The sequence below is a fragment of the Paenibacillus nitricinens genome (assembly GCF_052056485.1).
In the GTDB taxonomy this organism is placed as follows: Bacteria; Bacillota; Bacilli; order Paenibacillales; family Paenibacillaceae; genus Paenibacillus_AQ; species Paenibacillus_AQ nitricinens.
Genome location: NZ_CP183948.1, coordinates 3000480 through 3018583 on the forward strand (window position 1 = coordinate 3000480; position 18104 = coordinate 3018583).

Consider the following 18104-nt stretch of genomic DNA (forward strand, 5'->3'; position numbering starts at 1 on the left):
AACGTACTCCGTTTAAATTTAATTAGCAAGGGCTAGTCCGCATACTAGCCCTTGTTTTTTTGTATTATCAGGGGGATAAAGTGTTGCAATATACACAATACCTAGTATAATACTTGGTATAACCTTACAAAGGAGTCGGTACATATGTCAGTCGACGATTATCTGGACCTTTTAAATTATGCCAAAGCAATTAACGATGGACAGTGGCAGGCTGACATCATAGAGAGTTTAAAGAATCTTAACACAGTATCGGAAGAACCTCAGGTTCAAGAAGAAAGTGTGATAGAATTATGGTCACGGTTTGATTCCGTTAACATATTGATCATGAAGTTGTTTGAGAAGCTGCGTAAGAATGAAGAATCAGATGAAGTGTTACATTGGAAAGAACAGCTTCTAGAGCTTAAGCTGGAGCGGAGTATTTTATCCAAGAAGATTCTTAATCGGTATATTCGAATTCGATAATTGGGATCAAAATAGAGTTGTAAGAGAAATAATGAAGACAGTTACCTTATTAATTAGGGGCTGTCTTTTTGTATGTATTATGATGGGTTATGATAATTATGAAGAATTCTGATACAAAAATGTACTGACAGTCGTCTTACTTATAGCTGCAGCTGATAAGGAGGATTTACACGATGGAAATTCCGGAATCTGAAATTTTTAAAACAATATTTTATGAACATCACCCTATTGTCCGCCGTAAGCTTGCCGCTTTGGTATGTGATGAATCGGCGGCTGATGATTTAGCTCAAGAAGTTTTTCTGAGATTGTACCGAAATCCACCAGATGATCCAGCAGCGCTGGGAGCCTGGCTTCATAGAGTCCTTACTCGTATTGGATATGATTATTTGGACAAAAAAGCAAGGGAACGGCGACTGCAGAATAAACAAGAGCAGCTTTATGATGCTAGTGAATCTCCCCCTTCAGGTGAAGATGTCATAATCAGTAAGCTAGATCAGGAAGATGTACACGCCTGGCTGAATGAATTGCCTGAAAGAGACAGACAAGCACTTCTACTTCGCTACTCGGGGTACAGTTATGTGGAAATCGCGGGAGAGCTTGGAGTAAGACCTCCAGTAGTAGGGACCCTGCTCCACCGAGCGACAGAGAAACTAAGACAAAATGCAACGAAGGCGATACCCCAGACGAAGTAGGCTTCTTTTGAGGAGAAGTTACGAAGTAATCTTTAAAATCAGGAGGTACAATAATGAATAACAATTCAGGAAAGCAAGATAAAGATAAGCAAAGTACAGACGAAGCCTGGCTCAAGCTACAGAGTAAGTTAGAAAATGAACCTTATAATCCTCAATGGGCAAAATGGAGTCAAATTAGTGAAGCTCAAACTGAGGATTCTGTTAACTTAAGTCAGCCAGCAAATGTCGAGAATCTTCAATCAGAGTCAACACCAACAGTAGTACAGGACATCCTTGTAACTACTCATGATAAGAATGTACAACGTCCGCGCCGACTGCGTATGAATCGTCGTCGGAAGCTAGGAGTTGTAGCTGCAAGTGTAGCTGTTTTTGCAGTCATACTTGCGACCCCAATAGGCAATACAGCAATGGCATCTATTCTGAATCAGTTCCGGATGGAACAGGTCACGGTTGTTCATGAGAGTGATCTGCGTAATATTTTCACACAGGTGGCTGAAGACGGTGAACTTAATCGATCCATTAATCAATTCGGTGAGTTTACAAACGCTAGCGGGGCTTACATTGGTGAGTTGCCTGCAGATCAACTGAAGTCCACCCTTGGATATCCAGCGAAAAAGACTGCTTTAGTGGAAGGACACAATACAGTTTCGGTGGGTGCTTCACAAGATATCACGCTTAATCTGAAAGTTGACGAAGTGAACAAAGCCCTGAAAAAAATTGGAGCAGATCATCTGCTGCCTGAATCGATTGACGGTAAACCTATTACACTTCATATTCCGGAAACTGTGAATTATAATCTCTCATCTGACGAAACACATTGGGCGAGTCTGTCGCAGATGAATGCGCCTGTACTAAACGTTGATCCTTCTATTAAAGTGGAAGAGGCTTTGGAAGCTGTAATGAATTTCCCACTGCTGCCAGATTACTTGAAGACTAGCTTAATGCAAAGCAGGGTCTTATCCGGAGAAATCCCAATGCCGTTAATCGCTGGTGAAAATACGGAGCAAATAACTGTGGGTGACACTTTAGTTATAGTTGACAATTATGAATACAGCCGCGGTCCTGTATATCAAGCTACATGGATTCAGGATGGACAGCTATTTAATTTGTCAGGTGAGCTCTATTCGAGTAAAGAGAAGCTTATGACCAAAGTTCAGGAGCTGATTGAATCGTGAGTACTGCAGCAATTGAAGCCAAGTCTCTAACTAAAGAATATGATAACGGGCGCGGTTGTCGAGATGTAAGTATTACTGTAGGGAAAGGGGAAGCCTTTGGCTTCCTCGGCCCTAACGGTGCAGGTAAAAGCACCTTTGTAAAAATGCTTGTAGGTCTTATTCATCCATCAAGTGGCAGTGGAACATTGTTCGGGCATAAGATTGGTTCGCTAGAAGCGAAATCGCTAATCGGTTATTTACCCGAATTGTATCGTTATCAGGAATGGCTGACGGGTGAGGAGGTTGTAAGGCTGCATGCAAGACTATGCGGAATGCAGCGGTCTGTAGCAGATAAGAGAATTCCACTACTTCTTGATGAGGTTGGAATTGGTAAGCGTGGACGTGACCGAGTGAAGCATTACTCTAAAGGAATGCAGCAAAGACTGGGATTAGCTTGTGCACTTGTTAATGAGCCGGCTATCGTGTTTTTGGATGAGCCATCATCGGCTCTAGATCCAATCGGACGTCAGGAAGTCCGGCGTATATTACAGACTCTAAAAGAAAAAGGGGTTACGATATTTCTAAACTCTCATTTGTTAGAGGATGTTGAAGTGCTTTGCGACCGAATGGCGCTACTGAATAACGGAGTTATTCTCCGGCATGGTAAAGTGTCCGAGGTGTTAAACAAGCGTATGAGCTGGCGATTTAAAGTAGGCGGCTATGCGCCTATTTTATTGTCGTGGCTAAAAGATCAGACAGGCTTGCAGATCCGGGTGTCTTCCCATACCGAAGAATCCATAGATAGTAGCAGGGTTTGGTTGGAAGCGGAGCTGGAAAGTGAAGAGCAGGTGGGTTGGCTGAATACACTGATTATAGAACAAGGGATGACCTTATATGAAGTTTCACATCAGCAAGAACGTCTAGAAGAGTGGTTTATGAATGCTGTATCAGGACTAAGCCACAGAGGTGAACACGAATGAGAATTATAATGGGTATGACCTGGAAAGAGCTGATGCGCAAAAGAGTAATGGTGCTGACATTACTTATGACCGTGGTTTTTCTTATTGGGTTCTGGTTTATTGCGGGTACGATCGGGCAAAGTTCTATGTCTCACGGTTCTAATTTTCCTAGCGGAGAAGAACTTCTTATTCGTTTTACAAATGGTTTATTTATTTTATCGTTTGGATTTTTCTTCGGAGCTTTTGTAATTGCTTTTTTAGCTATTTTTAGTTCATTTTCCGCCATATCCGGTGAGGCAGAGCAGGGAGTGATGCAAGCCTTGCTTCCAAGAGCCATTCCGCGCTGGAAATGGTATGCAGGCCGCTGGCTTGGTTATGTAACACTAGGAATAGGTTATGCGCTGATTTTATTTATTTCTATATTGCTAATTACGCAAGCCCATGCCGCAATTCCAAGAGATGGATTAGCGTTATTCAAATCATTTTTGCTTTTTTCTTCCATTGTACCGTTGCTAATAACTGTTTCTATGCTGGGTTCAGGATTCTTCTCAGCCCTTGGGAATGGAGTCTTTATGACGATGCTTTATGGAGCAGGATGGCTTGGAGGAATGATTGACAAGGTAAGTAGTTCTTTATTATCTGAGCCCGAAGCACTTAGCACTCTAAATAATATGACGGGGATAATGTCCTTACTTATGCCTGTAGACGGGTTACAGCGCAGAATGACTGCTGAACTGTTTAGTATTAACGAAATGAACGGGATGTTTAATGCTTCCAATAGTCTATTTGGATTAGATAACTTGACCTCAGTCCCATCTAATACATTTATCGTCTATGCGATTTTCTATACACTGTTGGCCTTCTTAATTGGATTGTATCGATTTCAACGGAAGGATCTATAGCAGTTTAACAATATATCGAAAAACTTAAAATGCCCTTTTTGTTGCCGGATTTTCGGAACAAAAAGGGCTCTTCAAGTTAGTATAAGTCGGATTAATTTTTAACACTAAGCTCAATCCAATCCGTAGACCAATTTCCAATTTCACCAAGTATAGGAGCCAACGCGGTACCTTTTGGAGTAAGGGAGTACTCAATGCGTACTGGCATTTCTGGATATACGGTTCGCTCAATAATACCCTCGATTTCCATTTCTTTTAATCGGTCGGATAGCACTTTACCACTTAAATTGGACAGACAGCTTTCAATTTCGCCAAAACGACGAGGGCCAGGCATAAGCACGAAAACGATCAGCGCGACCCAACGTTTACTTAGCAAGTCTACCGCTTTTTCAAAGCGAGGACACATGTTCAAATCATTCATAATATCACCTCGACATTCATTATATCATAAACTTACATAAAGTAATTATAAATATTTAAAGATATATTATAACTTGACGAAGTTATATTACAATGATAAACTTACTTACAAATAGTTACTTATATTTTAACTAATATTCAATCTTTATGTATAGCTGAAACTATACTAGATGAACATTGAGGAAGGTGTCACACATGACAAAATCAGATATTATTTCTATCCTACAAAATAAAATTACTCGAATTCCTTTAGAAAACAGTACAAATATATTGGTTGGACCGATTACTTTACCCGTGAATTTAGACGGAGAGACTGTAACTTTTAAATGGTACAACTGGCTGAACACTTCGGATGCAGAGCTTCTTGGTGATAATAGTGAAGCAACAGCTGCTTTGATTTCAAAGTTACCTTCCATGAGCCTCGCAGATGGTCAGCAATCCAGTGTTTTAGTATATGGTGATTTCGAAGCTTCAGATGAAGCTTTGATACGGATGCATAGCATTTGTCATACCGGCGATATTTTTGGCAGCAAACGTTGTGATTGTGGCTTCCAACTGCATCAGTCCATGAAAATGATCGTCGAACATGGTTCAGGTGCGTTATTCTATCTTGCTAACCATGAAGGCAGAGGCATTGGATTGTTTAGCAAATCTTTAGCGTATCTTTTACAAGAAGAAGGATACGATACAGTTGAGGCTAATTTAGAGCTGGGTTTTTCTGATGATTCAAGAAATTATGAAGAAGCGATTAGCGTTCTACAGCATCTGCGTCATAAACCAGTCACGTTAATTACGAACAATCCGAAGAAACTGGAAGCTCTCAAGACTGCAGGTATGAATGCAGTGAAAAGAGTAGCGCTGTGGGGAGATGTATCTTCTTTTAACGAGAAATACTTACGCACCAAAGTGGCTCGTTCAGGACATTTAGAGGCAGTGAAAGAAGCGAATCCAATTGTAGGAAGACTGGCTAAGTAAAAATTGAGGTAGTGCTTTTGCACTCCTTCGATTATAATGGGTTACTGGAACCCAACTTTAAGCTTAGTGAGGTACAATATGACTGCTATTCAAGTACAAGACTTACGCAAAACATTCAAAGTACAAAAAAACCGCGAAGGTCTCAAAGGGGCCTTCGCTGATTTGTTTAAAAGGGAGTATACGGAAGTAACGGCTGTGAAGGATATTTCCTTTTCCATTCCCGAAGGTGAGATTTGTGGTTATATCGGTGAGAACGGTGCTGGGAAATCAACCACGATCAAAATGCTCACGGGTATTCTCGTACCCACTTCTGGAAATCTTACGGTGGGCGGTTATGTTCCTTATTTGGAGCGCGAGAAATTCGTGAAGAACATCGGTGTGGTGTTCGGGCAACGCAGCCAGCTGTGGTGGGACATTGGGGTCATTGAATCCTTCCAGCTGCTGCGCAAGGTATACCGGGTATCTGAACAAGACTTCAAGAAACGGCTGGATGAATTGGTCGAACGATTGCAGTTGCAAGAACTACTGAATCGTCCTGTTCGCAAGCTCAGTCTCGGTCAGCGGATGCGTTGTGAATTAGTCGCAGCATTACTTCATAACCCTTCGATTGTATTTCTGGACGAGCCAACCATTGGTTTAGATATTGTGGTGAAGTCAGAGATCCGTGAATTCCTTAAAGATATGAACCGTGAGCATGGAACAACCATACTGTTGACTACACATGATCTGCAAGATATTGAGGCTCTTTGCTCGCGGGTGATCATGCTTGATGATGGTCGGATTATTTATGACGGCGGCCTAGAAGATCTGAAACAGCGCTGGGGAACCGGACGTGAAGTTCAATTTCAATTCGGAAATGCAACGAAACGGCAATTGCTTGAGCTTTGGACTGATGGGATGCCAGTTACTTGGTCTTCAGACAACGATCTTGGAGCATCGGTTTGGATACCGCTGGATTTAAATGTATCTGATGTTTTGGGACGGGTAGTAGGGAAAGCCGACATTACTGATATCAAAATCATTGAGACGAATACGGACGATATTGTTCGCAGTATTTATCAATCCGGGTCTGCGGATAAACCAGAGAAACAAGCTGCCGCTCTGAAGGATGAAAGAGAGGCTTTACATGTCTGATAAGCTTAATGCTGCAACAGCTATGTCTTCGTCCTCAGGAGGTTCTTCAGGTGGTCCTCCAGAGAATAGTCGTAGATTACTATTTGGGGCGTACTTAGATTTTATACGAATCCGGTTCCTTACCATGCTTGCTTATCGGATTAACTACTACTCAGGTATTCTGATCTATTCACTGAATATCGGAGTTAACTATTTCACGTGGATGGCCATCTATGGTAATGGGGATTCACTTGGTGGCTTTACCGCAACGCAAATGACGTCATATGTCGCTGTTTCTTGGATGGCTCGTGCGTTTTATTTTAATAATCTAGATCGTGAGATCTCTACGGATATACGAGACGGAAGTATCGCTATCCAGTTTATAAGGCCTTATAACTATGTCTTAGTCAAAATGATGCAAGGACTCGGTGAGGGAATGTTCCGCTTCCTCTTGTTTATGATTCCGGGTATGGCTATAGCGATGTTGTTGTTCCCGGTTCAATTACCGACAGCACCATCTGCTTGGGCGGGTTTTCTTGTAATGCTCTTTTTCAGCTTTTTGATTAATTCACAGATCAATATTATTACGGGGCTCTCGGCTTTCTTTGTTGAGAATAATGAGGGCATGATGCGTATGAAGCGGGTAATTGTTGATCTGTTCTCTGGTCTGATCGTGCCGATCAGTCTGTTTCCTGACTGGCTATCTTCTATACTTAAGGTGCTGCCGTTTCAGGCGATTACTTACTTGCCAGGTTCTGTATTTACAGGACGGGTACAAGGGGTTGCGATTTGGAATGTACTGGGGATACAGATCGTTTGGTTCCTGGCCTTACTGATTCCAATTGTCTGGTTATATCATGCGGCGCGGCAGCGTCTCTTCGTGCAGGGAGGTTGAGGAAACGTGTATTACCTTGGATTATTAATTGAATACATCAAGAATTATATGAAGTCCCGGCTCACCTATCGCGCCGATTTCTGGGTAGAAGTCATATCGGATTTGCTCTTTCAGGCTACAAACTTTATCTTTATACTAGTAATCTTCATGCATACGGATAGCCTTGGCGGCTGGAATCAGAACGAAGTAGTGTTCGTTTATGGGTTCTTTATGGTGCCTTTTGGGGTGTTTAGTTGTTTTGTGAATCTATGGGGATTTAGTGAGCGTTATATCGTCAAAGGTGAGATGGACCGTATTTTGACGCGTCCGGCGCATAATCTGTTCCAGATCTTTTTGGAAAATGTTGATCCACCAGCACTAATGGGCTCATTCATAGGTATTATTATTATGGCCATCAGTGGTAGTAATCTGGGTCTTCCCTTTGAATGGTGGACGATACCGGCTCTGATCATTCTTACGTTAAGTGCCGTCGCCATTTATACGGGGATTTATACGACACTGACTTCTTTATCATTCTATTCTGATGCTCCAACAGGGATTCTCCCGTTAATGTACAACATTCAGACCTACGGTCGTTATCCGGTAACGATCTACAATCGCGCCATTCAGGTGCTGCTTACGTGGGTCATTCCGTTTGCATTCGTCGGAGTCTATCCGGCAGCGCTCTTCCTGCAGCGTGATGAGATGACAAACCTTGCGCTGATGACACCTGTTGTAGGTGCGATATTCCTTGGGATTGGTCTGTTAGCATGGAGTTATGGTGTTAGAAGATATAAGGGAGCGGGCTCTTGAGTTAAGCTAGAGCTTATAGATTGACCAATAGCATATGAAACCGTTCGGAAGAAACTTCTGGGCGGTTTTTTTGATAGAGTATTATAGAGTTGGTAACTTGGGAAGGAGGCTATTTCCGTATAATGATAAGACAGATTGAAGAGTTTACTAGCGACATTATTTCATTGCTTTCAGAGTGTATTTACAAACCATCAGTCGATAAGATGAACAATGTTATTCGGTTATATGAATCTAACGAATATCGGAAATTGTATGGCTATTATGTTAGTGAAAGAGTATCTGCTGTTATTGGAATTAAAATCAACCCAGCAGAGAATAGCGCTGTAATTCTTCATGTGGCAGTAAAACAAGGCACAAGAGGTAAGGGGATTGGACGTAAGTTGATTAATGAATTGTTATCTAGTAAGTCTTTTACCACATTTCAAGCTGAGACAGATTGTGATGCCGTTGGATTTTATAAGTCATGTGGATTTGAAGCGGAGAGTTTAGGAGAGCTGTATCCTGGTGTTGAGCGGTTTTTATGTATATTAAGGAGAGTGCGAAATGAAACTTTACATGGAAAAGCTGAATGCTGATGCTGCTAGGGATATTTTAAGCTGGAGATATGAACAACCGTATGATTTTTACAACAATGAACAAACGCCTGAAGCCATAAGTGAAATGCTTGTAGATTCATATTTTTCTGTATTTGATGATAATAAAGAGTTAGTAGGGTTCTTCTGTACAGGAAGCTCAGCACAGGTCCCAAATGAGTCATATACATATTCTCAGGGGTTTATAGATATTGGCTTAGGGATGAGATCAGAGTTTACAGGGCAGGGAAATGGGACTCTATTGTTCACAGCTGTTCTAAGCCAAATTGATTCAATGGTCGGGAAAAGCTCGAAACGTCTGACTGTGGCAAAATTTAATGATAGAGCGATACGATTGTATGAAAAAATGGGATTTAACCGGGAAGCTGAATTCGCTAAGGGAAGTACTGAATTTATTGTTATGATAAAAGTTTAAGCTTGATATCGGACCATTCTATTCTAATAACCAATGTTGATTCCTGGAAGTTGAAGAATGATCAATAAATGAAGGGCTGCCGAATAGGCAGTCCTTTATTTATTGATCGGAAGTATTTCTTACATGACTAGCGAAAATAGGAAATAAAAATAGAATACTTTCTCTTTATCAAAATTTTATTTACATATATCATTTTAATAAAGATACAAGTGAGAGGGATAAAACTTTACATAATTCAAGCGATCTTAATCACTCTCAAAACAATTTTGTGAGTGTGAGTTAGGTTCCAGAGTAGAGTACTTGGAGTGGAAGTGTTAAAATAATGCTTTTCAAAAATGGGGGAGTTTGTTATATGTTTGGAATTTTGGCTATTTCCGGCCTGTCTTTTCTTCTAGTGGCGATACTTACGCCGTTGTTGATCTGGACACTGCACAGGCTGAGGCTAACGCAGCCAATTCGCTCCGAGTTACCAGCGGATCATCAGGCCAAACGTGGTACACCGCTTATGGCAGGGTTGGTCCTGCTTATCGGAATAGCGATCTCGTTACAGTTTCATCCCGGACCTCTAATGTTACTCTTATGCGTCACGTTTTTGTTGTTCAGCTCCGTCGGATTTCTGGATGATTTCAAAAAGGCTTTTTGGCAAAATCCGTCCGGCATCACCGGTCGCTCAAAGCTAGTGTTACAATTTATTTTTACTGGATCCATTTTGTATGTGTTGTTCCATTCATTCGGCCTGACGAGCGATATTGCGTTGTTTCAAGGGCACTATTTGCAATTGCCTTTGTACCTTTATGTCGGAATCATTTTGCTGTTTGTGGTGGGCTCCGCAAATGCCATCAATTTTACGGACGGTCTTGATGGGCTACTGATCAATGTAGCCATTCCAACGTATTTTTTCTTTTTTATGATTTCGGACAAACCTGAAGTGCAGACATTTTCACTTGTCATGATCGGCTGTCTGCTGGGGCTGTTCCTTTACAATATTTATCCGGCAAGAGCGTTTATGGGCGATACAGGATCACTGGCGATCGGTGGCTCCCTTTCTATTTTGGCTGTCATTGAGAAGGTCGAGCTTTTGCTTCCGATTTTGTTTTTCGTCTATTTTGCGGAGCAGGTGTCGGTTATTTTGCAAGTTTGGTACTACAAACGCACGAAGCTGCGGCTGTTCCGGATCGCTCCGATCCATTTCCATTTTAGTTTAAAATACGGATGGAGCGAAAACAAAATCGTGATGATATTCGGTTTCATTTCGTGGGTTTCCGTACTGATTTGCTGGTTAATTTGGAAATATCTCATGCACTAAATAACTCTTTTATATTTACAAATCTATAAAAGTAGATATAATGAAATGCATGGAACCTTTAGTAATATTTAAAGCTTTGTCTAACGAGACACGTAGTCAAATTATGATGTGGTTAAAAACTCCGGAGGAATACTTTGATGAGAAGCCTTATTTACAACAAGGCCTAAGTTTTCGAACTGGTATATGTGTGGGAGATATTCAAGCTAAAGCGGGACTAGCACAGTCTGTTATCTCGAGCTATTTATTGACTATGCAAAAAGCTGGTTTGTTGGAATCTGAGCGAATTGGGAAGTGGACGTACTATCGTCGGAACGAGAAGACAATTCAGGAATTTTCCGAGTATATTAAACAGAAACTATAAATGAGAGGAGGGAAGCCTTTTTTTTGATAATACATATCTACAAATCTGTATATGTGAATATAAAATGGAGGATTATTTTAAAAATGAAAAAGATTAACCCGTTGCTCATCATTATTCTGGCTTTAGGTGTATTTGGTATTATCACTACGGAAATGGGGATTATAGGTGTTCTTCCGCAAATAACTCAAAAATTTAATATATCGACTTCACAGACTGGATGGCTTGTAAGTATATTTGCTTTAGTCGTTGCCATTTCTGGTCCATTTCTAACATTACTGGCTTCTGGTATTAATCGTAAAGTTATTCTATTAACGGCTGTACTTATTTTTGCAATTTCAAATGTTGTGTACGCTTATACAACTATGTTTGAAGTAATGTTGATTTTTCGTATTATCCCTGCTATTTTTCATCCTGTCTTTTTTTCAGTTGCTCTTGTGACCGCTGCTCAACTTGTCCCTCCAGAAAAGAGCACCAAAGCAGTTACAAAGGTTTTCGCTGGAATCACAATCGGGTTTGCTTTTGGTGTGCCTTTGACTTCTTATCTCGCGGACAAAATATCATTAGAAGTTGCTTTCCTGTTTGGTGCTGTTGTAAGTGTAATTGCCTTTTTAGGGATACTCGCTTGGCTTCCTTCCATGCCCGTTAAAGAAAAAATGTCTTATGGCAAGCAGCTTGGTATACTACGCAAACCCCTATTATGGTTAAATATTGTAACGGTTATTTTTATCTTTGCAGCTATGTTTTCTGTATATAGCTACTTCGCTGAGTATCTTGGTCAAGTAACACATATGAATGGATCATGGATTAGTATCATGTTGATGGTCTTTGGTATAGTCATGATTTTTGGGAACTTTTTATTTGGGGGCCTTTTACATAAAAGCATTCCAAAGACCGTCATCATGTTTCCTCTGCTATATGCGGTAACTTACCTCTTCGTTTATTATCTAGGATCTTATTTCATTCCGATGGTTATTATCATAATCATTTGGGGGGCAGTGCATTCCGGCGGACTCATTGTCAGTCAAGCCTGGTTAACGACCGAGGCAAAAGAAGCTCCTGAATTTGGTAATAGCTTGTTTATCTCTTTTTCTAATCTTGGAATTACTATAGGGACTACCATCGGCGGTTGGTTTATTTCTCATTCAGGAATACATCAACTCATCTGGGTTGGGATTGTGTTCTCACTGCTTGCGTTCTTAACGATCATTATTAAAATAAAAATTTCGAACTTAAACGTAACAGAAGCTAAGATGGGTGATTAACGGACATTATGAATTTATTAAAACAGCGACAGCCATGTATCTTATTTTCTGGTACATAGCTGTCGTTGTTTTCTATATTAAGTAATACAAACTTGTGTTTTTCACTATTTTGATTTATTTTAATTAGACCCCATGAAGCTATTACATATGTATAAGAAAGAGGTTTATCCATGAGTAAAATGTATCTATTAAAAATTTGTTTAGCCATCACCCTCATACTAGGGATAGCTACCGGTTGCACCATCGCCGAACAGTCTACTTCAGATCCAGTTCCATCTATAACAACAAGTCCTAACCCTAAATCTGATGCTACCGCAAAGAATGCACAAGAGGACAACAGACGCTTATTAGATGCTAAGGTAACACGGGTAGTTGATGGTGACACCATGAAGCTGACGATTGACGGTAAAAAAGAAACGGTGCGCTTACTACTAGTCGATACTCCAGAATCCGTAAATCCGAATATCCCTGAGCCTCAGCCATTTTCGATAGAAGCCTCTGATTATGCCAAAAAGATGCTTACAAATAAAGATGTGCAAATTGAACTAGATGTATCAGAACGAGATAAATATGGTCGTCTACTCTGTTATCTCTATATCGATGGCAAAATGTTTAATGAGCTTCTGCTAGAGCAGGGTTATGCACGTGTGGCATATGTATTTGCACCTAATACGAAATACGTAGATCAATTTAGAGCTATTCAGGATCAAGCAAGAGAGCAGGGAATCGGCATCTGGAGTATTGAAAATTACGCACAAGATAAAGGGTTTCATGTTCCTAAAATGAAATAAACCTTTAGTAATATCAGCATTTATAGAGCTACCATAAGGTGGCTTTTTTTATATTAGGGAGAAAATGAACCGAATGGATGTATTTTACAAAGTGATGTGATACTCTAGTAGTTGGTATTAGTATCAGGTTACAATTCGAGGAGGAATACTCATATGAAATACTTCGTTATTACAGGAACTTCAAGAGGAATTGGAGAGTCAATAGCAGAACAACTAGTCTCTTCTGATCACTATCTGTTTTGTATCTCACGTGAAAGAAATGAGAGTTTAGTAAGTAAAAGTAGCAATATAACCTACTATGAATTTGATTTGAATCACATTCATCTGATTGAGTCTCTGATGGGGAGTATTTTCAATTCTATTGACGTGTCAAAAGCGGAGGGAATCTACCTTATTAATAACGCTTCAATGATTACTCCTGTCTCATTTATTGATTCAGCTAGGGTTGATGAAATAACGGGAAATATAAATGTGAATTTATTAGCTCCCATTATACTAACCTCAATGTTTATAAAGCATACGAATGGTCATTTAATCGACAAAAGGATCTTAAATATATCATCCTCTTCTGCTAAGAATCATCATCCTGGCATGAGTCTGTATTCAGCATCAAAAGCTGGGCTAGATGTTTTTTCACAATGTGTGGGACTAGAACAGAATCACTCCAAAACACCAGTTGGAATTGTATCAATCTGGCCAGGAATGATTGATACCAATCTGCAAAAAGAGGCTAGAAGCCAGGATAAATCAAAATTTCCATCAGCAGAGATATTTGAGGTGGTTAAGGATACTGGGATGCTCACAACAGCACAGGAAACAGCACAACAAATCATTGAGTTTTTGTTTAAGCCTAATTTTGAACACGGTGCAGTTGTGGATATTTATGATTATTCAAAACTTCAACAGCATTTAAGTATATCAACAGAATAAATAACTACTTTCCGGAGGGTATTTTGCGAGATATAGATTACAGCAATTATTATTGGCATGATAATCGGATTTGTACTTACTAAAGATGAATTTCTGGAAAAGAACAAAGAAATATAAGCCATTAAGGAGAGAGGGGGCTGTTTAATGAGTAATTACATTATGGAGCTAAGAAAACTAGTTGGTACTAGACCGCTTATTATGGCAGGAGCTTGTGTTTTATTATGTAGTAATCAACAATTATTATTACAACGTAGAACGGATAACGGTTGCTGGGGATTACCAGGTGGCTCAATGGAGTTAGGGGAGACATTAGAAGAGGTTGCTAAAAGGGAGCTTTTTGAGGAGACAGGTGTACATGCTAATGGGCTTGAATTGTTTGACATGTTCTCTGGACAAGAGCTTTATTACAAATATCCAAACGGTGATGAAGTATATAATGTTGTAGCCGCTTACCTATGTACAGGATTTGATGGGGCGCTTAAAGAAGATGGATTTGAAGTGCAAGAAGTCCGTTTTTTTAATTATGGAGAATTGCCTAGCGAGTTATCACCTCCTGATGTTCCAGTCATTATGAGATTTATCGATCACATCGCCAAGTAAATAACTGAACATCTTACGCCAAGTGTCACCTTTCCCAGCAAATCATAATACGATGAAATATGAACCATGACATTAGCCCGGAAAGGTGTGCGATTATGAACGGAACAATCCTCAATTTCTTTGCTGGCGGGAATACGGCTCACGGCTTTTACAGCCTCTATGAGTCGTCATTGCAAAGTTTAACGCGTCTGTATGTTTTAAAAGGAGGCCCAGGTACGGGGCAGACCAAACTGATTAGAGAAATCGGAGAGCAGTTGAATCAACAAGGTTTTGAGATTTGGTTCATCCACACTGCATCAGATAACGATTCATTTGACGGTGTGATTATTCCCAAATTAAATATAGGAATTGTGGATGGAACAGCTCCGCGAGTAATAAACCCTGAATTGCCTGAAGAGTCCATCGTATTCGTAGATTTGGAGCAGGCCGCTGATCAGTTCCAGTTGTGTCAGCAGAAGCTGGAAATCGATAATTTAGTTGGAGCCATTAAACAAGAACATGAATTGGCTTATGCCGGCTTTGCTGAAGCTCTTCGCATACATGACGAATGGGAAGCGATTTACATCGCGAAAATGGATTTTCAAGCAGCCGACGAGCTGACACAGGAGTATATTCTGCTTCTGTTCGGTGATCAGAGATCTGAAACAGCTAGCCGAGTAGATCATCGTTTTTTAGGTGCGGCGACGCCTAAGGGGGCAGTGGATTTTGTTCCTAATCTAACCTCAGGACTAAAAAGATATTTGGTTAAAGGACGTGCGGGCTCCGGAAAATCTACACTGCTGAAAAAAATAGCGGCTGAAGGCATCAAACGTGGTTTCGATGTTGAAATTTACCACTGTGGCTTTGATCCAAATAGCCTTGATATGATTATTGTGCGTGAGCTTGGGTTTGCTATTTTTGATAGCACAGCTCCGCATGAGTACTATCCAGATCGGGACACCGACGAGATCGTCGATATGTATTCCCGCTGTATACAGCCCGGTACAGATGAAGAATATTCCGAAGCTATAGCCGGCATTAAAGAGCGATATTCGACCACCATGAAACAATCCACACAGCATCTTACAGACGCAAAAGTATTCCTAGTCGCGTTAAAGCAAATCTATACTTCAACCGTGGATTTTGATCAAGTAGACAAGATTAAATCGCAGATTTTAGAGGAAATCAACGAGATTGTTGAAAGTCCACTGGAGGTTTAAACCTACATTTAAGATCGCTCTCTAGAGGGCGGTCTTTTTTTGTTGTTTAGGAAATTATACAATACAAAAAAATGTGGATAACTCCGAAGAAATAGGAAGGAGGGGTGAACGTGAAGAAGCAGGAGACATGGAATAAACGAGGAGTCATCCGTCAGATTCTAAAAACCGCGAGGAACTTATATCCTCCGAAATGCATGTTTTAGTCGAGCCTACGGACAAATGTATGCGAAAAATCGAATACAATGTGCCGACGGTGTCGTAAATGAGCCAAATGTATGCGAAAAATCAAATACAATGTGCCGACGGTGTCGTAAATGAGCCAAATGTATGTGAAACATCGAATGCCGCCGGTAACGTAAACGAGCCAAATGTATGCGAAAAATCGAATACAATGTGCCGCCGGTAACGTAAACAAGCCAAATGTATGCGAAAAATCGAATACAATGTGCCGCCTGTAGCGTAAACGAGCCAAATGTATGCGAAAAATCGAATACAATGTGCCGCCGGTAACGTAAATGAGCCAAATGTATGCGAAAAATCGAATACAATGTCCGCCAGTAACGTAAACGAGCCAAATGTATGCGGAAAATCGAATACAATGTGCCGACGGTGTCGTAAATGAGCCAAATGTATGCGAAAAATCGAATACAATGTGCCGCCGGTAACGTAAATGAGCCAAATGTATGCGAAAAATCGAATACAATGTCCGCCAGTAACGTAAACGAGCCAAATGTATGCGAAAAATCGAATACAATGTGCCGCCGGTAACGTAAACAAGCCAAATGTATGCGAAAAATCGAATACAATGTGCCGCCTGTAGCGTAAACGAGCCGAATGTATGCGAAAAACCGAATACAATGTGCCGCCAGTAACGTAAACGAGCCAGCGCTGTTATTCGCCCCAGATCACCCGGGAAGGGGCTTGTTATTAGAGAAAAAGTGCAATACGGTCCGTCCCTAATATATGTGCTCATTTCATCGTAATAAAGCAATTAGGGTCCGAAGCGGAACCTCACTACGAAGGTGTATATGGATACGAGTATGGAATTACGGATGTACTCAGCTTGTAACTCTACCCCAAGGACGACGTCAGGTCTTTTTTTGTGAGAAAAGAAATTGGTATGGTACATACGCACCAATGTGGTTATTTCCACTGGAACTGTATCCAAGTATGCTCTCTCTAGTAACAACGATAAGGGAGAGAAAAACTTATGAATGATCAGAAAGTAATGTTTAGAACAGGGCTAAAAGATTCTATCGCAATTGTTGCAGGATTTATCCCAGCTTGCTTTACGTTTGGATTGGTCGGTAAGGGGTTAGGTCTAGGAAGTCTGGAAGTATTCTTATTGTCAGCGCTCGTATTTGCGGGGGCTAGTCAATTTATCGGAGTAAAAATGCTTGCCGCAGGAGCAGCCGCTCCAGTGATTTTACTGCTTACCCTGATCATTAACTTAAGATATTTGTTTATCAGCTTATCCTTTGGAGGGCAGTTAAATCGTAACATCAGTGTACTAGCGAGAACTTGGATTGGCTTCAGTTTAACAGAAGAGGTATATGCCGTCAGTATGATCCCTCGAGAAGAAGTAAATCGTAAAACGGAGAATGAAAAAACGAACCAGCCCTTAGCACTTCCTTATCTGCTAGGTCTACAAATCCCTCCCTATGTTGCTAACCTGATAGCAACAGCTTCGGGGATAACCCTTGCCTCCTATATCCCAGCTTTATATTTACCGGCGCTAAACACGTCATTATATGCCTTACTTATTGCACTTGTTGTACCTCAATTGAAAGGCAGCTTACGGAATATGGCTATATGTTTATCAGCTGCGGGGTCATCTTGGCTACTGAACCCTTTGCTGGGAAACTCTTCGATTCTTATAGCTATGTTGATCGGCATGGCAGTAGGTTCCTTAATTAAAGGGCAAGTCAAAGCGGAGAAGGGGGTATCCGTATGACTATACTAATCATCGTAGGTATGGCTGTTATTACATTTTTATTTCGTTTTGTGCCTTTACTGCTTACGAACCATACGAATGGTTCTTCCAAAGTCCAAGGGCTGCTGGAGTATTTGCCCATAGCGGTTCTTAGTGCATTAACGGTACCTGGAATCATTCAGGTAGACCCAGATGTTAATCTTGTGGGTATCGCATCAGGGACTGTCGCTGTTATACTGGTATTAATTAGAAAAATTCCGCTGCTCTTCGTGATTCTAGGCTCTGTTTCCGCAGCAATACTCGTAAAAATGCTAACCCTATATTTTTAAATCAAAAGTCGGAACAGAAGGGGA

21 protein-coding genes are annotated in these 18104 nt (G+C 40.7%); 20 read left to right on the plus strand and 1 reads right to left on the minus strand.

Translation table 11 applies throughout. The annotated features are described in order from the left end of the window. Positions 1–144: 144 nt before the first annotated feature. The 5 genes from ACN6KS_RS13225 to ACN6KS_RS13245 all read left to right on the plus strand — a co-directional run bounded on the left by ACN6KS_RS13225 (position 145) and on the right by ACN6KS_RS13245 (position 4169). Positions 145–462 carry a hypothetical protein gene (locus ACN6KS_RS13225; protein ID WP_042187762.1) on the plus strand — a complete coding sequence of 106 codons (318 nt, stop codon included), beginning with the start codon at positions 145–147 and terminating at the stop codon, positions 460–462. A 173-nt stretch (positions 463–635) separates the two neighbouring features. Further along, positions 636–1154 carry a sigma-70 family RNA polymerase sigma factor gene (locus tag ACN6KS_RS13230; protein ID WP_094874113.1) on the plus strand — a complete coding sequence of 173 codons (519 nt, stop codon included), beginning with the start codon at positions 636–638 and terminating at the stop codon, positions 1152–1154. 53 nt (positions 1155–1207) lie between these two features. Then, positions 1208–2329 carry a hypothetical protein gene (locus tag ACN6KS_RS13235; RefSeq protein WP_440962170.1) on the plus strand — a complete coding sequence of 374 codons (1122 nt, stop codon included), beginning with the start codon at positions 1208–1210 and terminating at the stop codon, positions 2327–2329. Then, the gene (locus tag ACN6KS_RS13240) at positions 2326–3288 is read left to right on the plus strand and encodes an ABC transporter ATP-binding protein (RefSeq protein ID WP_094874111.1); all 963 of its coding nucleotides are present in this window, start codon (positions 2326–2328) and stop codon (positions 3286–3288) included. The genes ACN6KS_RS13235 and ACN6KS_RS13240 overlap by 4 nt, the downstream gene beginning before the upstream one ends. Beyond that, positions 3285–4169 (plus strand): ABC transporter permease subunit, encoded by an 885-nt coding sequence (locus ACN6KS_RS13245; RefSeq protein WP_094874110.1) that lies wholly within the window; start codon positions 3285–3287, stop codon positions 4167–4169. Before ACN6KS_RS13240 ends, ACN6KS_RS13245 begins: the two co-directional genes overlap by 4 nt. A 91-nt stretch (positions 4170–4260) precedes the next feature. Here ACN6KS_RS13245 and ACN6KS_RS13250 read toward each other — a convergent pair whose 3' ends face one another. Next, positions 4261–4587 carry a winged helix-turn-helix transcriptional regulator gene (locus ACN6KS_RS13250; RefSeq protein ID WP_440962171.1) on the minus strand — a complete coding sequence of 109 codons (327 nt, stop codon included), beginning with the start codon at positions 4585–4587 and terminating at the stop codon, positions 4261–4263. Positions 4588–4781: 194 nt separating this feature from the next. On the opposite strand from ACN6KS_RS13250, the gene ACN6KS_RS13255 reads away from it, so the two are divergent. The 15 genes from ACN6KS_RS13255 (at position 4782) to ACN6KS_RS13325 (ending at position 18080) form a co-directional block, all read left to right on the plus strand. Beyond that, the gene (locus ACN6KS_RS13255; protein WP_440962172.1) at positions 4782–5561 is read left to right on the plus strand and encodes a GTP cyclohydrolase II; all 780 of its coding nucleotides are present in this window, start codon (positions 4782–4784) and stop codon (positions 5559–5561) included. Between the two features lie 78 nt (positions 5562–5639). Continuing rightward, positions 5640–6695, plus strand: coding sequence for an ABC transporter ATP-binding protein (locus ACN6KS_RS13260; RefSeq protein ID WP_094878247.1), 1056 nt, complete (start codon positions 5640–5642; stop codon positions 6693–6695). A gap of 124 nt (positions 6696–6819) precedes the next feature. Then, entirely contained in the window at positions 6820–7569 is a 750-nt protein-coding gene (locus ACN6KS_RS13265) for an ABC transporter permease (protein WP_440962398.1), read from the plus strand. A gap of 48 nt (positions 7570–7617) precedes the next feature. Beyond that, the gene (locus tag ACN6KS_RS13270; protein WP_179281745.1) at positions 7618–8361 is read left to right on the plus strand and encodes an ABC transporter permease; all 744 of its coding nucleotides are present in this window, start codon (positions 7618–7620) and stop codon (positions 8359–8361) included. 122 nt (positions 8362–8483) lie between these two features. Further along, the gene (locus tag ACN6KS_RS13275; RefSeq protein WP_440962173.1) at positions 8484–8936 is read left to right on the plus strand and encodes a GNAT family N-acetyltransferase; all 453 of its coding nucleotides are present in this window, start codon (positions 8484–8486) and stop codon (positions 8934–8936) included. Further along, a complete protein-coding gene (locus tag ACN6KS_RS13280; RefSeq protein WP_440962174.1) occupies positions 8905–9369 on the plus strand; it encodes a GNAT family N-acetyltransferase in 465 nt (154 codons plus the stop codon). The genes ACN6KS_RS13275 and ACN6KS_RS13280 overlap by 32 nt, the downstream gene beginning before the upstream one ends. 352 nt (positions 9370–9721) lie before the next feature. Further along, positions 9722–10675 carry a phospho-N-acetylmuramoyl-pentapeptide-transferase gene (mraY, locus tag ACN6KS_RS13285; RefSeq protein ID WP_440962175.1) on the plus strand — a complete coding sequence of 318 codons (954 nt, stop codon included), beginning with the start codon at positions 9722–9724 and terminating at the stop codon, positions 10673–10675. Between the two features lie 49 nt (positions 10676–10724). After that, positions 10725–11036 carry an ArsR/SmtB family transcription factor gene (locus tag ACN6KS_RS13290; RefSeq protein ID WP_094874126.1) on the plus strand — a complete coding sequence of 104 codons (312 nt, stop codon included), beginning with the start codon at positions 10725–10727 and terminating at the stop codon, positions 11034–11036. 83 nt (positions 11037–11119) lie between these two features. Next, a complete protein-coding gene (locus tag ACN6KS_RS13295) occupies positions 11120–12298 on the plus strand; it encodes an MFS transporter (RefSeq protein ID WP_440962176.1) in 1179 nt (392 codons plus the stop codon). 170 nt (positions 12299–12468) lie between these two features. Then, on the plus strand, positions 12469–13089 hold the full coding sequence (locus ACN6KS_RS13300) for a thermonuclease family protein (RefSeq protein ID WP_341134624.1): 621 nt from the start codon (positions 12469–12471) through the stop codon (positions 13087–13089). 153 nt (positions 13090–13242) lie between these two features. Beyond that, entirely contained in the window at positions 13243–14019 is a 777-nt protein-coding gene (locus ACN6KS_RS13305) for a (S)-benzoin forming benzil reductase (protein WP_341134625.1), read from the plus strand. Between the two features lie 144 nt (positions 14020–14163). Continuing rightward, on the plus strand, positions 14164–14619 hold the full coding sequence (locus ACN6KS_RS13310; RefSeq protein ID WP_094874099.1) for an NUDIX hydrolase: 456 nt from the start codon (positions 14164–14166) through the stop codon (positions 14617–14619). 95 nt (positions 14620–14714) lie between these two features. Further along, positions 14715–15818 carry a PRK06851 family protein gene (locus ACN6KS_RS13315; protein WP_440962177.1) on the plus strand — a complete coding sequence of 368 codons (1104 nt, stop codon included), beginning with the start codon at positions 14715–14717 and terminating at the stop codon, positions 15816–15818. 1210 nt (positions 15819–17028) lie between these two features. Then, positions 17029–17772 (plus strand): AzlC family ABC transporter permease, encoded by a 744-nt coding sequence (locus ACN6KS_RS13320; protein WP_440962178.1) that lies wholly within the window; start codon positions 17029–17031, stop codon positions 17770–17772. After that, positions 17769–18080: an AzlD domain-containing protein gene (locus tag ACN6KS_RS13325; RefSeq protein ID WP_094874155.1), complete on the plus strand. Its 312-nt coding sequence runs from the start codon at positions 17769–17771 to the stop codon at positions 18078–18080. Before ACN6KS_RS13320 ends, ACN6KS_RS13325 begins: the two co-directional genes overlap by 4 nt. Positions 18081–18104 lie beyond the last annotated feature (24 nt).